The sequence below is a fragment of the Streptomyces sp. NPDC087844 genome (assembly GCF_044742785.1).
In the GTDB taxonomy this organism is placed as follows: Bacteria; Actinomycetota; Actinomycetes; order Streptomycetales; family Streptomycetaceae; genus Streptomyces.
In genome coordinates this window covers 137,459-151,448 of sequence record NZ_JBIUVD010000020.1, presented here as the reverse complement: position 1 = coordinate 151,448, position 13,990 = coordinate 137,459, and the positions used below count along the sequence as shown (strand labels likewise).

Annotated in this window: 13 protein-coding genes; 10 read left to right on the top strand and 3 right to left on the bottom strand. The window is 70.0% G+C overall.

The genetic code is table 11. The features are described from left to right. From ACIOKD_RS31670 to ACIOKD_RS31640, 7 genes are all read left to right on the top strand, one after another. Positions 1–363, top strand: a 363-nt coding sequence (locus ACIOKD_RS31670) for a pentapeptide repeat-containing protein (protein ID WP_402090787.1), incomplete at its 5' end; no start/stop codon positions are given. 129 nt (positions 364–492) lie between these two features. After that, on the top strand, positions 493–1,851 hold the full coding sequence (locus ACIOKD_RS31665) for an extracellular solute-binding protein (RefSeq protein ID WP_402090784.1): 1,359 nt from the start codon (positions 493–495) through the stop codon (positions 1,849–1,851). After that, positions 1,848–2,789, top strand: coding sequence for a carbohydrate ABC transporter permease (locus tag ACIOKD_RS31660; RefSeq protein ID WP_402090782.1), 942 nt, complete (start codon positions 1,848–1,850; stop codon positions 2,787–2,789). Before ACIOKD_RS31665 ends, ACIOKD_RS31660 begins: the two co-directional genes overlap by 4 nt. Next, positions 2,786–3,682: a carbohydrate ABC transporter permease gene (locus tag ACIOKD_RS31655; protein ID WP_402090778.1), complete on the top strand. Its 897-nt coding sequence runs from the start codon at positions 2,786–2,788 to the stop codon at positions 3,680–3,682. Before ACIOKD_RS31660 ends, ACIOKD_RS31655 begins: the two co-directional genes overlap by 4 nt. A 47-nt stretch (positions 3,683–3,729) precedes the next feature. Further along, entirely contained in the window at positions 3,730–4,695 is a 966-nt protein-coding gene (locus ACIOKD_RS31650; protein ID WP_402090776.1) for an arabinan endo-1,5-alpha-L-arabinosidase, read from the top strand. 95 nt (positions 4,696–4,790) lie between these two features. Continuing rightward, positions 4,791–6,305, top strand: coding sequence for an alpha-N-arabinofuranosidase (locus ACIOKD_RS31645; protein WP_402090774.1), 1,515 nt, complete (start codon positions 4,791–4,793; stop codon positions 6,303–6,305). 245 nt (positions 6,306–6,550) lie between these two features. Beyond that, a complete protein-coding gene (locus ACIOKD_RS31640) occupies positions 6,551–7,456 on the top strand; it encodes a sulfite exporter TauE/SafE family protein (protein WP_402090772.1) in 906 nt (301 codons plus the stop codon). 70 nt (positions 7,457–7,526) lie between these two features. Here ACIOKD_RS31640 and ACIOKD_RS31635 read toward each other — a convergent pair whose 3' ends face one another. Continuing rightward, positions 7,527–9,074: a helix-turn-helix domain-containing protein gene (locus tag ACIOKD_RS31635; RefSeq protein ID WP_402090770.1), complete on the bottom strand. Its 1,548-nt coding sequence runs from the start codon at positions 9,072–9,074 to the stop codon at positions 7,527–7,529. Positions 9,075–9,139: 65 nt separating this feature from the next. Next, on the bottom strand, positions 9,140–10,045 hold the full coding sequence (locus ACIOKD_RS31630) for a LysR family transcriptional regulator (RefSeq protein ID WP_402090768.1): 906 nt from the start codon (positions 10,043–10,045) through the stop codon (positions 9,140–9,142). A 116-nt stretch (positions 10,046–10,161) separates the two neighbouring features. Here ACIOKD_RS31630 and ACIOKD_RS31625 point away from each other — a divergent pair, with 116 nt between their 5' ends. Then, positions 10,162–10,368: a hypothetical protein gene (locus tag ACIOKD_RS31625; RefSeq protein WP_402090766.1), complete on the top strand. Its 207-nt coding sequence runs from the start codon at positions 10,162–10,164 to the stop codon at positions 10,366–10,368. A 43-nt stretch (positions 10,369–10,411) separates the two neighbouring features. Here the strand turns inward: ACIOKD_RS31625 and ACIOKD_RS31620 are convergent, their stop codons facing one another. Further along, complete coding sequence (locus ACIOKD_RS31620; protein ID WP_402090764.1) at positions 10,412–11,173, bottom strand: intradiol ring-cleavage dioxygenase; 762 nt, start codon at positions 11,171–11,173, stop codon at positions 10,412–10,414. Between the two features lie 293 nt (positions 11,174–11,466). Here ACIOKD_RS31620 and ACIOKD_RS31615 point away from each other — a divergent pair, with 293 nt between their 5' ends. Together ACIOKD_RS31615 and ACIOKD_RS31610 are read left to right on the top strand one after the other, a co-directional pair. Beyond that, positions 11,467–12,459 (top strand): arabinan endo-1,5-alpha-L-arabinosidase, encoded by a 993-nt coding sequence (locus ACIOKD_RS31615; RefSeq protein WP_402090763.1) that lies wholly within the window; start codon positions 11,467–11,469, stop codon positions 12,457–12,459. Continuing rightward, the gene (locus ACIOKD_RS31610; RefSeq protein ID WP_402090761.1) at positions 12,441–13,874 is read left to right on the top strand and encodes a family 43 glycosylhydrolase; all 1,434 of its coding nucleotides are present in this window, start codon (positions 12,441–12,443) and stop codon (positions 13,872–13,874) included. The genes ACIOKD_RS31615 and ACIOKD_RS31610 overlap by 19 nt, the downstream gene beginning before the upstream one ends. Positions 13,875–13,990 lie beyond the last annotated feature (116 nt).

Here is a 13,990-nt window from a genome sequence, read left to right as displayed (position 1 = left end):
GCCGCACCCGCCGGCGCCGCACCCGCCGGCGCCGCACCCGCCGGCGCCGCACCCGCCGGCGCCGCACCCGCCGGCGCCGCACCCGCCGGCGCCGCACCCGCCGGCGCCGCACTCACCGGCGCCGCACTCACCGGCGCCGCACTCACCGGCGCCGCACTCACCGGCGCCGCACTCACCGGCGCCGCACTCACCGGCGCCGGCGGCGCGGCGCGCGAGCGGATCGAGGTGGAGACGGACGAGCACTGCGCCGCGCTGTGGGCGCCGATCGGCGACGCGGGCGCCCGCCGCCTCGCCGCGCTCATCGCACCGATCACCGACGCCTTCACCACGGCAGGGACGTTCCAGAGTGTTCGTCCTACTTGAGTAGGCATCCACAGGGAAATTCCTGCGCAAACCATTGACGAGTAAGCGCTTCCTCTCTACGGTCCGTTCGAAGTTACGAGCACTAACCGAAATCTCGAACAGAGATATCTCGAACGGATGGGGCAGGGCATGGGACGACCCAGCCTGAATCGCAGGCAGCTCCTGGCGGGACTCGGCGGCGTGACGGTCGCGAGCAGCCTCGGATTCGCCGCGCTCGGCACCGGAGCGGACGCACTAGCCTCCGGCGCGGACACCCGCGTGCGCTACTGGAACCTCTTCAGCGGCGGCGACGGCTACAACATGATCGCGATGCTGGACTCCTTCCGGAAGGCGAACCCGGGCATCGACGTGAAGGACTCCACCCTCCAGTGGGGGAGCCCCTTCTACACCAAGCTGGCCATGGCGGCGGCGGGCAACCGCGCACCGGACCTCGGCGTCATGCACCTGGGCCGGGTCACCGGTTTCTCGCCGGGCCGGCTCCTGGACCCCTGGGACGTCGACCTGCTCGCCAAGTACGGCGTGCGGGAAGCGGACTTCAACCCCGAGCTGTGGAAGCGGGCCGTCATCGGCGGCAAGCTCTACGCGCTCCCGCTCGACATCCACGTCCAGCTCTGCTTCTACCGCAAGGACGTGCTGAAGAAGGCGGGCCTGCTCGGCGACGACGGCCGCATGGTGCCCGTGACATCGGTCGACGAGTGGTTCGACGTGCTGAAGAAGGCCAAGAAAGCCACCAAGAAGGGCCTGCAGACCATCGGCATGTGGTCCAGCGACCAGAACTTCCAGTGGTGGTTCTTCGTCGCCTTCTACACCCAGCTCGGCGGCACCTGGTTCGACGACGCCAACACCGAGGTCACCTTCGACACCGACAAGGCCACACAGGTACTGGAGTTCCTGCGCCGGCACCTCACCGACGGGTACGTGAACCCGGGCTTCGCGGGCGGAGCCGGCGCCGAACAGTTCGTCAACGGCGGGCCGTTCGTCTGGGAGGGCAACTGGTCGGTGCCCGTCTTCGACGGCGCGAAGATCGAGTACGGCGCCACCCCGCTGCCCCCTGTCTTCGGCGAACAGGCGACCCACGCCGAGTCGCACTCCTTCGTCCTGCCGCACCAGGCGGACCGTGGCGGAGCCGCCAACGAGGGCGCGCACCAACTCGCCGCCTACATCGTCCAGCACGCCCAGCAGTGGGCGGCCGGCGGCCACATCCCCGCCTACACGCCGACCCTGTCCTCGGCCGCGTACAAGAAGATGAACCCGCAGAGCGAGTACGTCTCGGCGATGGACCACCAGGCCACCGAGCCGAAGGTGTGGTTCGCCGGGTCCACCGGCATCCTCGCCCAGCGCGTCGGCCCGATCGTCGTGTCCTCCACGCTGGGCTCCGCCAAGCCGGACGCCGCCGCTCGCAGCATGAAGAGCATGCTCACCGAGCTGCTCGCCTCGAAGAACCCCATGGACGGCCGGACCGCCGCGCAAGGAGGTGCGGTCGCATGACGACGACCAGCGCACAGACCGTCATCACTCCGGCGCGCACGAGGGCGGCGGCGGACACCGCCACCGTCCGGCGCAAGCAGGGCTTCCAGCACGGGGCCTGGTTCGTCGCCCCGTTCCTCGTCCTGTTCGCGCTGTTCGTGATCTGGCCGCTGCTGCGCGGCGTCTACCTCAGTTTCACGGACGCCAACATCTCCGGCGACGCCACCAGCTTCATCGGCCTCGACAACTACCGCGAGGCACTGGACGACCCGCTGGTGTGGGAGTCGCTCGGCCACAGCGCGTACTTCACGCTCCTGGTCGTGCCCTGCATCACGGTCCTCGCCTTCCTCCTCGCGATGCTCGCCCACCACATCGAGCGCGGCAAGTGGCTGTGGCGGCTCTGCTTCTTCGCCCCGTTCCTGCTGCCGTCCACCGTCGCAGCCAACCTGTGGCAGTGGCTGTTCAACCCCGGTACCGGCATGGTCAACCACGTGCTCGGCATCGAGACGGCGTGGCTGACCGACAAGTCGTACGCCATGCTCGCCGTCGTCGTCTGCACCCTGTGGTGGACGGTCGGCTTCAGCTTCCTGCTCTACCTCGCCGCCCTCCAGGGCATCCCCGCGCACCTCTACGAGGCCGCGAAGCTGGACGGCGCGAACGCCTGGCACCGCATGGTCCACATCACCCTGCCGATGCTGCGGAACATCACCGGTCTCGTCCTCGCCCTGCAGATCCTCGCCTCGCTCCAGGTCTTCGACCAGGCCGTGGTGATGATGGACTTCCTGCCGGGACCGGAGGGCTCCACCCGCACCTTCGTGCAGTACACCCTCGAAGAGGGCTTCACCAGCTACCGCGTCGGCTACGCCTCCGCGATCTCCATCATCTTCTTCGTGATCATCGCGGCCGTCGCCCTCGCGCGGATGTGGCTGCTGCGCAACCGTGAGGAGGGCGGCCGATGAGCACCGCCGCACAGGCAGGCCCCGAAGCACCCGTACGCACCGGGGCACCCGTACGCGCCAAGGTCCGCAAGCCCTGGACGCCCAGCCAGATCGTGCTCACCCTCCTCGCCACCGCCGTCTCCGTGGTGTTCCTCGCGCCGCTCGTCTGGGCGCTGTTCACCTCGCTCAAGTCCGAGACCGAGGCCGTCGAGGTGCCGACGCACTGGCTGCCGAAGGAGTGGACGACCCAGGCCTGGTCGGCGATCTTCGAGACCGGCAACATCACCAACTGGTTCGTGAACTCGCTGGTGGTCTCGGTGTGCGTGACGGCCGTGGTCCTCACCGTCAGCGCGCTCGCCGGATACGGGTTCGCCCGCACGGAGTTCCGCGGCAAGAAGGCCCTGCTCGGCCTGGTCATGACCGGTCTGATGGTCTCCCCGGCCGTCCTCGGCGTGCCCCTCTTCACCACCGTCCAGCAGATGGGGATGGTCGACACCTACTGGGGCATGATCCTGCCGCAGTGCGCGCCCGCCGCGATGGTCTACATCCTCTACAAGTTCTTCCAGGGCATCCCGCGCGAACTGGAGGAGGCGGCCTTCATCGACGGCGCGGGCCGCTGGCGGGTCTTCTTCACCATCGTGCTCCCGCTCTCCCGCCCCTCCCTCGCCGCGGTCGGCATCTTCACCTTCATCGCGTCCTGGAACAACTTCCTGTGGCCGTACATGGTGACCAACAACCCCGACCTGATGACCATGCCGAACGGCATCGCGACCGTCATGAACTCCTACGGCATCCAGTGGGCCCAGCTGATGGCGGGCGGTCTGATGGCGGGCCTGCCGCTGATCATCGTCTTCGTCTTCTTCCAGCGCCAGATCGTGGCGGGCGTCGCGCACACGGGCCTCGCGGGCCAGTAGCCCCCGCACCTCCTGTCATCCAGTAACTCCCGCCAAGGAGTCACCAGTTGAAGCGCTTCAGACTCGCCGCGGTGCTTGCCGCGGCCCTCCTCGCCCTGCTGCCGGCAACGGCACAGGCGGCCGAGTACCCGGACCCCCTGCCCCTCACCGGCCAGCAGATCATCCACGACCCGACGGTCATCCGCCTCAAGTCGGGTGAGTACGCGGCCTACTCGACCGGCGGAATCATCGGCGCCCGCCTGTCGAAGGACCTCAAGCACTGGGAAGACGCCGGCAACGCCTTCGCCGCACCCCCTTCCTGGTGGTACGAGTACAACGACACCGGCGACCCCTGGGCCCCCGACATCTCCTACCGGGCGGGCCGCTACTGGCTCTACTACGCGGTCTCCTCCTGGGGCACCAACCACTCCGCGATCGGCGTCGCCACCTCCAGGTCGGGCAGGCCCGGCACCTGGACGGACCACGGCAAGGCCTTCACCTCGGAGACCACCGACACCTGGAACGCCATCGACCCGGCGATCACCAGGGCCGACGGCAGACTGTGGATGGCGTTCGGCTCGTACTGGACGGGCATCCGCATGGTCGAACTGAACCCGGCCACCGGAAAGGCCGTCCCCGCCGCGACCGTCCACCACCTGGCGACCCGCCCGGACGCCCCGTACGCGGTCGAGGGCCCGTACATCGTCAGACACGGCCGCTTCTCCTACCTCTTCGCGTCGTACGACGCATGCTGCGCGGGCGTGAACAGCACGTACAAGATCCGGGTCGGCAGATCGACCTCGATCACGGGCCCGTACGTGGACAGCACCGGCACCCCCCTCCTCCAGGGCGGCGGCGACCTCCTCCTGGAGGGCCACGGCAGATACATCGGCACAGGCGGCCAGTCGGTCTTCAAGGACCACGGCAAGGACTGGCTGGCCTACCACTACTACGACGCGGATGACACGGGCACACCGAAGCTGGGCCTCCACCGCCTCACCTGGTCAAGAGACGGCTGGCCGAAGGTTCTCTAGCTCTCAGGGGCGCGGGGAACCGCGCGACCAGCCACGAGGCACCCGCACACGCCACTGAACCGGAACCACCCACCCCGAAAGGCGAACAAGGCACCATGCAAGACAAGGCAACCTTCACCCTGGACCCCGCCTTCACGGTCGGCGAGGTGAACCCCCGCCTCTTCGGCTCGTTCGTGGAACACCTCGGCCGCTGCGTCTACACAGGCATATACGAGCCGGAACACCCCACCGCGGACGAGGCGGGCCTGCGCCAGGACGTCCTGGACCTGGTGAGGGAACTCGGCGTCACCACCATCCGCTACCCCGGCGGGAACTTCGTCTCCGGCTACAAGTGGGAGGACTCGGTGGGCCCCGCCGAGGACCGCCCCCGCCGCCTGGACCTGGCCTGGCGCTCGACGGAGACGAACCGCTTCGGCCTGTCCGAGTACATCGCGTTCCTGAAGAAGCTGGGCCCGCAGGCGGAACCCATGATGGCGGTCAACCTCGGCACGAGAGGCGTCGCCGAGGCCCTGGAACTCCAGGAGTACGCCAACCACCCCTCGGGCACGGCCCTGTCCGACCTCCGCGTCGCGCACGGTGACAAGGACCCCTTCGCCATCCGCATGTGGTGCCTGGGCAACGAGATGGACGGCCCCTGGCAGACGGGGCACAAGACGGCCGAGGAGTACGGCCGCCTCGCCGCCGAGACCGCCCGCGCCATGCGCCAGATCGACCCGGGCCTCGAACTCGTCGCCTGCGGCTCCTCCGGCCAGTCCATGGACACCTTCGCCGAGTGGGAGGCGACGGTCCTCAAGGAGACCTACGACCTGGTCGACCACATCTCGCTGCACGCCTACTACGAGCCCCACGACGGCGACGTCGACTCCTTCCTGGCCTCCGCCGTGGACATGGAGTCCTTCATCGAGAACGTGGTCGCCACCTGCGACCACATCGGCGCACGGCTGAAGTCGAAGAAGCGGATCAACCTCTCCTTCGACGAGTGGAACGTCTGGTACCTGTCGCGGACCCAGGAGGAGGCCGAGCGCAACCCGCTGGACTGGCCGGAGGCACCGCGCCTCCTGGAGGACAACTACAACGTCACCGACGCCGTCGTCTTCGGCTCGCTGCTCATCGCGCTGCTGCGGCACGCTGACCGGGTGACGGTCGCGTGCCTGGCCCAGCTCGTCAACGTCATCGCGCCGATCATGACCGAGCCGGGCGGCCCGGCCTGGCGCCAGACGACGTTCTTCCCGTTCGCCCAGGCCTCGCGGTACGGGCGCGGCCGGGTCCTCGACGTACGCGTGGACTCACCGACGTACGAGACGGCGAAGTACGGCGAGACGGACCTGCTGCACGCCACCGCGGTGCGGGCCGAGGACGGCTCGGTCACCGTCTTCGCCGTCAACCGCAGCCGGACGGACGCGCTGCCGCTGGAGGTGTCGCTCGGCTCGCTCGGCCTGACGACCGTGGTGGAGCACAGCGCCCTGTCCGACGCGGACCCGGACGCCCGCAACACCCTGGACGAGCCGGAACGGGTGGTCCCGCACGACATCACGGGCACCACCCTCCAGGACGGCAGGCTCACCACGACCCTGGAACCCCTCTCCTGGAACGTGATCCGCCTGGCGTGACGCGGGGACCGGCCACTGTGGCCTGTCGCCCGCCCTGTCGCCCGCCCTGTCGCCCGCCCTGTCGCACCCACGGCGGGCGACAGGGCGGAGTCCGGCGCACGCCCGATTCGCCCCGCCTGTGTGCCGTCCTCATCCCACGCTCAGGCAATCCTCAGTTCGGGCACCTAGCGTCCCGTCCGTCCCTTCCGCCTCTTCGAGGCGCTTTCCGGAGGGGCACCGCGACACGACGGGACGGACACGGCACGATGCGCACGCTGGTACTGCTCGCCCTGGCGGGCCTGGGCGCCCAGCTGGTGGACGGCAGCCTCGGTATGGCCTACGGCGTGACCTCGACCACCCTGCTCCTCTCCCTGGGCACCAACCCGGCCGTCGCCTCCGCCACGGTCCACCTCGCGGAGATCGGTACGACCCTGATGTCCGGCGCCTCGCACTGGCGCTTCGGAAACGTGGACTGGAGGGTCGTTGTCCGGATCGGTGTGCCGGGGGCCGTCGGGTCGTTCCTCGGGGCGACCGTCCTGTCGGGGCTGTCCACCGGGGTCGCCGAGCCCGTGATGTCCCTGATCCTGCTCGGGCTCGGGTTGTACGTCATGTCCCGGTTCACTTTTCGCGGCCTGCCCGCGGGCAATCTCGGCAAGCCGCTGCGCAGACGGTTCCTGTCGCCGCTCGGTCTGGTCGCCGGCTTCCTGGACGCGACCGGCGGAGGCGGCTGGGGCCCGGTCGGCACCCCGGCGCTGCTGGCCGGCGGCCGGATGGAGCCCCGTAAGGTCATCGGGTCCATCGACACCAGCGAGTTCCTCGTCGCCGTCGCCGCCAGCCTCGGTTTCCTCTTCTCCCTCGGCTCCCAGGGCCTGAACTGGCGCTGGGTCGCCGCGTTCCTGATCGGCGGCCTGATCGCGGCGCCCCTCGCGGCCTGGCTGGTGCGCCTGCTGCCCCCGCGGGTCCTGGGCTCGGCGGTCGGCGGAGTCATCGTCGTCACCAACGTCCGTACGCTGCTCAGGAGCGACTGGGTCGCCGCGCCCGGCGCGGTGAGCGTCTGCGTGTACGTGCTCCTGTACGCCCTGTGGGCCGGTGCGCTGACCTACTCGATCCGCGCCCACCGCAAGGAGAGGGCGGAAGAGAGGGAGAGGCCCCTTGCGCCCCTGGGCGCCTAGGGGCGCGCCCTAGGGGCGCGACCGCGGCGAATGACCTCCCCCGTGGGCCATTCGCCGCGCACTGTTCACGTTATGAGGCGACGTCCGCCGACGACCACCGTGCACGACGGCCAGATTCGGCCGGTGGGTGTGCACGCTGTCCACCCGTCACGCGCAGGGCGTGCACGAGGTCGTGGATGCCCGAACCGGTGGTCAGCAGATCGCGGTTGAGGAGGCGTTCGGCGGCCCGCAGGTGGGCGCGGACCGTGTTGCGGCTCAACCCCACCCGCGCGGCCGTCCGCTGGGCGTCGGTGTTGGCGTCGATCCAGGCCTCCACGGTGAGGTACAGATCGCGGTGCCGGGTGTCGCGCAGGGGGTGCAGGAAGGGTTCCGCCCACGCCGTGGCGGGGGAGGCGCGCAGGAGTTCCCCGAGCGGGGGCGCGACCAGCTGGACCGCGTCGGCCTGGGCGGCGCTGTCGGCGGGATCGGGCTGGAGTGCCGTCAGGGACAGGGCCAGATCGAGCGTGGCACGGGTGCGGACCTCGCCGAGGTCGACGCCCAGCGCCTCCTCCGCCCGGCGGCAGTGGGCCGTGACGGTGGTGCGGCTGAGGTGCAGCAGACGGGCCACGCCGGACCGGGAGAACGTCACGGCCAGCCGGACGACGTCCAGGGTGGGCTTGGGTACGGCCTGCAACGGCTCCAGGTGGGCGCGCGCCCAGGCGAGGGCCGCCCGGCGCGGCAGTACGTGCACCAGCGAGGGCCGGCCCTGGTAGGCGGCCAGCCGGCCGGGGGAGTTGCGGGCGACGGCCAGGGCGTGCACGGCCTCTCCGTAGGCCTCGCCCGTGGCGGCGAGCGGATGGGGCCTGCTGACGCCCAGCGCGTACCCCTGGTTCTCCGCGACGAGCCGTCGCAGCACCTCATCCTGCCGGAACCGGCCGCCCAGTTCCGGGTCCTCGGCCACGGGGCAGATCAGCTGCTCCTTGAACACCGGGCAGTTCACCATCAGCCCCGGGCCGTGGTAGCCCGAGGAGTCCAGATAGGTCCTGGTCAGCCGGTCGCGGTCGGCGGGCGGGCAGTGCAGGAGATGGACGCGCACGCGCTCGGCGTCCAGCAGCGGCGGGACGTCGCCCGTGGTCATCCGCCGTGCCATGGTGACGTCCCCGGCCAGCAGCGCGGTCAGTACCGCGAACCGCAGTTGCGCCGCCTTCGCCTCGTACCCCCGGGTGCCGCCGTCGGCGTCCGACGCCCTGCTCAGCAGGTCGACGATGCCGCCGGCCTGCGAGGCCAGCGCGGCGGCCTCCCGCGACAGCGCCGACGCGCTGACCGTCACCAGCACCGGGCGCGGCCCGCGTCCGCCGAAGGCCTCCAGGCGTACCTCCCGCTCGCCGACCCGCGTGGTGGCCGCGGCCAGCCGTCCGCCGGACAGCCGTTCCACGTGTTCCGTCAGCGCTTCCGCGATCCGCCGGGGGAAGCCGGCCGTGGCCGTCTCGACCGCGCCCGCACGGCCGATCCACGCGACGTGCGCCCCGGTCCGGCGGCCGAGCCAGTCCAGTACCTCCGCCGCGGTGCCCCGCCGCCGTACGAGCCGCAGCAGTTCGTCGACGTCCTCCCCGTGTCCCGGCACCCCCACGGCTCTCACGCACCTTCCCTGCCCCGCGTCCACGGTCCGACAGGGGGGCACCCTAGTGCGCCCCCCTGTGACGGTCACGCCACCGCTGTGGGCGCCAGTTCCCGGAGTTCGGCCAGGGCCGCCGCGACGGCAGGGCGCTCGTGGCCCCCGGCGCGGGTGCAGGTGAGGAGTTTGCGGTGCGGGTCGCCCGTGCAGCGGACGCGGGTGATCGGCAGGTGGGGGGTCAGATGGGCGAGCCGCGGGATGAGCGCGACACCGAGGCCGTGCGCGACGAGGTGGGCCATCACGTTCCAGTCCATCGCCAGGTGGACGACGTCGGGGGTGAATCCGGCGGCACCGCACGCGGACAGCACCTGCATGCGGCAGGGGCTGTCCTGGACCGGCGCGATCCAGTCCTCGCGCGCGGCCTCCGCGAGATCCACCCTGTCGCGCCCCGCCAGGCGGTGCGTGTCCGGCACGACCAGGTCGAACGGGTCGTCCAGCAGCGGCTGCTGGTCGAAGCGCGCATCTCCGATCGGGGGGTTGCGGGAGGTCGCCTCGACGACCGCGAGATCGGCGCCGCCCTCGAAGAGCAGGTCGAAGTGCTCGGGTACGACCGCCTCCTGGATGCGGACGGAGAGGCGGGGGTGGCGTTCGCGCAGCCGGGCCGCCATCGGGGCGATCAGCACCGAGACGGCCATCGGGAAGCCGGTGACCCGCAGCAGTCCGGCCGGATCGTCGTGGTCGGCGCGCAGGTCCAGTTCCGCCTGGTCCCAGCGGGCCTGGATCGCGTCGGCGTGGGTGATCAGGCTGCGCGCGGCGGAGGTCAGCCGTACGCCGCGGCCCTGCGGTTCCAGCAGGTCGACGCCCAGTTCCCGGGCGAGCTGGCGGACCTGCTGGGAGGCGGCGGAGGTCGTCAGGTGCAGGGCTCTGGCGGCGGCGGTGACTGTGCCGTAGTGCTCGACGGCCCGCAGGACATGAAGCCGGCGCAGATCAATCATGAAGCTCAGGCTTAAGGGTCACGTCCGGAAAGTCAACCTGGACGTGGATGGTCACGGGGTTACACCCTGGGTGTGTCGCGACGGTCCGACCCACCACCTTGCGGGAGGAATTCCGGATGACCAGCACAGCGCATCGCACGCCCGCCGTCGAGGCATGCCCCCACTGCGGATGGCCGGACCGCGCCGAGCCGTTCCAGGTGGTGTCCCGGCACGGGACCGCGGGCGGCCACACCGTCTGGACCCGCTGCGGGTGCGGCTCGCTCCAGGTGCGAGTCGTGGACGCGTGCGGGATGCGCGTGCTCAGCCGCAGTGGGCGGGGGTGAGGGGGTTGAGTCCGCACCCCCGCCCGCACCGGCCCGCGGCCGATCAGGAGGTCTCGACGCCCAGCGTCAACGCACCCGCGTACCCGGCGGTCGTCGAACTGCCCAGCGCGGTCAACGTCAGCAGACCGGAAGCCGCGCCGCCGTCGTCATAGATGCCGTCCTGCGCGAGCGTCGTCCGCGTCACGGTGTTGGCCGCGTACACCGGCACCGCCGCCACCTTGGTGGTGATGGCCTCGGCGAAGAACAGCTGTCCGGTGTGCAGCTCCTGACCGCCCTCGAACGAGCCGTCGGAGGTCAGCGTGACGTCGGTGTGCACCTTGATGTGGATGTGGACGCACCGCCCCCGGTACCAGCCGGGGTAGACCGTCGTGATCCTCGCGACGCCGTCGGAGCCCGTCAGGACCCCGCCGCGCAGGAACGTGCCGTTGTCGGGTTCGTTGTGCCCGTTCCCGCCGACGAATCCGGAGTACTCCCCCAGCGCGTCGCAGTGCCAGATCTCCACCAGCGCGCTGTTCTGCGGAACGCAGGTGTCGTCGTCGACGACGGTGAGCGTGAGCTTCAGCGGAATGCCGGTCTTGTCCTCGTGGATGTCGGCGCGGACGAGTTGTCCGTCGAGATAGTAGGGGCCTTCGGTCATCTCCTTCGTGAGGGTGCAGACGGCCGCGGCGGCGGCCGGCTGCTGGTCGGCAGCCGTAGTGGGGGCCGTGGTGGGGGCCTCGGGGAGGGTGGCACCGACGGCCAGGGTGGCCGCGGTGGCGCCCGTGGCGATGAGCACGGTTCGACGTCCGATCGATGTGTCTGTCATGAACACGGCACCATAGAAACGGAATCTGTCGAAGCGCTGTGGGTTGGGCAAAGTGACGAAGCGTCAAGTCTGTTGTGAGACAGCCGGGACGCCGAAAAACTTTCGACGCTTACCGGGGCGCGCGGGGCTGTGCGAACCGTTGACGCGCAAGGGGTTCGATTCTACGTTCCGGGTCATCCCATCCCGTTCGAAGTCATGACCATTGTCCGATATTTCGAACGAGTCTCCCCCTTGTCAGCCCTCCCCGTCAGTTTCCCCCCTCGTCGACTCCCCCCACTCCCAGGAGGATCCGCGTGAGTCCCACCTCCAGCAGGACTCCCCGCCGCACCGGCCGCAGGACCGCACTCCTCGCCCTCCCCGCGGCGGTCCTGCTCGCCCTCGTCCCCACGACCGCCTCCGCGTACCCCAACCCGGGCACCGTCACCGGCTCCACCGTCGTCCACGACCCGACGATGATCCGCACCTCGTCCGGCCAGTACCTGCTGTACGCGACCGGCGGCGGCCTCGGCCACAAGACGTCGGCCAACCGGATCGCCTTCAGCGCGGGCTCCGACGCCTTCGGCACCAAGCCGAGCTGGTGGTCGTCGTACGCGACCGAGGCATGGGCGCCCGACATCTCCTACCAGGGCGGCAAGTACCTGATGTACTACGCCGTCTCGACTTTCGGCTCGAACAAGTCGGCCATCGGGCTCGCCGCCTCGACGACCGGGCTGCCGGGCTCCTGGAGCGACTACGGGACGGTCTACACGTCCACCACCTCCAGCGACCACAACGCCATCGACCCGAACCTCTTCGTGGACAGCGACGGCAAGTGGTGGCTGTCCTTCGGCAGTTGGTGGACCGGGCTGAAGATGATCCAGATCAACCCGTCGACCGGCAAGCAGCTCTCGACCAACACCACGCGCTACTCGATCGCGTCCCGCCCGACCGGCACCAAGGCCGTCGAGGCGCCGTCCATCGTCAAGCGGAACGGCTACTACTACCTGTTCGCCTCGTACGACACCTGCTGCGCCGGCACCGGTTCCACGTACAAGGTCAAGGTGGGGCGGGCCACCAGTGTCACGGGCCCGTACTACGACAAGAACGGTGTCTCCCTGATGAACAACGGCGGCACACCCGTGCTGGAGTCGCACGGCCGGTACATCGGCCCCGGCGGTCAGTCGATCATGGCGGACTCGGACGGCGACCTGATCGTCTACCACTACTACGACGGCCAGGACAACGGCACTCCCAAACTCGGCATCAACCTCCTGAACTGGAGCAGCGGATGGCCCGTCGCCTACTGACCCTGCTGGCCGCGCTGGTGCTCGCCCTGTCGCTCGGGCAGTCCTCGGCGAGCGCGGCCTCCTTCACCAACCCGGTCAAGTCCGTGAAGGGCGCCGACCCCTGGATCTCGTACCACGACGGCAACTACTACCTGGTGACGACGAGTTGGACCGACGCCATCACCATGCGCAAGTCGCCGACCCTGGGCGGGCTCGCGACCGCGCCCAGCGTGCAGGTGTGGAAGGGCGACGCGGCCTCGCGGTGCTGCAACATCTGGGCGCCCGAGCTCTTCTACTCCGGTGGCAAGTGGTACCTGTACTTCGTCGCCGGGCAGAACGTCTCCGACTACGTCCCGACCCAGCGCACCCACGTCCTGGAGAGCTCCGGGTCCGACCCACTGGGCCCGTACACGTACAAGAACCAGCTGAACAGCGCCTGGATGCTGGACCCGAGCGTGCTGAACCTGAACGGGCAGCTGTATCTGCTGGGCAGCGCGAGCGGGGGTACGCAGAACCTCGTCATCGCGCCGCTGTCCAACCCCTACACGCTGAGCGGTTCCTTCTCGACGATCTCCACGCCGACGTACGACTGGGAGAAGTCGGGCGGGACGGTGAACGAGGGGCCCGAAGTGCTTCAGCGGAACGGGGTCACGCGGATCATCTACTCGGCGAGCGGGTGCTGGACGCCCGACTACAAGCTCGGGCAGCTGACGCTGACCGGCTCCAACCCGCTCTCCGCGTCCTCCTGGACGAAGAAGTCGACGCCGGTCTTCCAGCGCAACGACAGCGCGGGAGTGTACGGGCCGGGCCACAACGGCCTCTTCACCTCACCCGACGGGAGTGAGAGCTGGATCGTCTACCACGCCAATGACAGCGCGAGTGACGGCTGCGACAACGGGCGGACGACCCGGGCGCAGAAGTTCACGTGGAACTCCGACGGGTCGCCGAACCTCGGTACGCCGGTCGGGCTCGGGGCGAGCCTCGCGGGGCCGTCGGGGGAGCCGTCGAGCACGTCCACGACGTACACGCTGACCAATCGCAACAGCGGCAAGTGCCTGGAGGTGGCGGGCGGTTCGACGGTCGACGGGGCCAATGTGCAGCAGTACACCTGCAACGGCGGGAACCACCAGAAATGGCGGGTGGAGGACCGGGGCGACGATACGAGCCGGCTGGTGAACGTGGGGTCCGGGAAGGTGCTGGACACGGCGGACTGCTCCGTGGCGGACGGGGCGGATCTGCGGCAGTGGGCCTGGCTCGACAACACGTGCCAGCGGTTCCGGTTCCTCGCCACCAGCGGGGGTTACGTGCGGATCGTCAACCAGGCGAGTGAGAAGGTGGCGGACGTCGCCGACTGCTCCTCCGCCGACGGGGCGGATGTCCGCCAGTGGACTTGGCTGAACAACAACTGCCAGCAGTGGCGGTTCAACGCGGCCTAGCCCCGCGGGCCCGCGTGCCCCACAAGACTGCGCAGTTCCCCGCGCCCCTGAGAACCAAGGGGCGCGGGGAACTGCGCAGTCTTGGGGCGCGCGGGCAGCGGCGCGCGGTTCTGGGG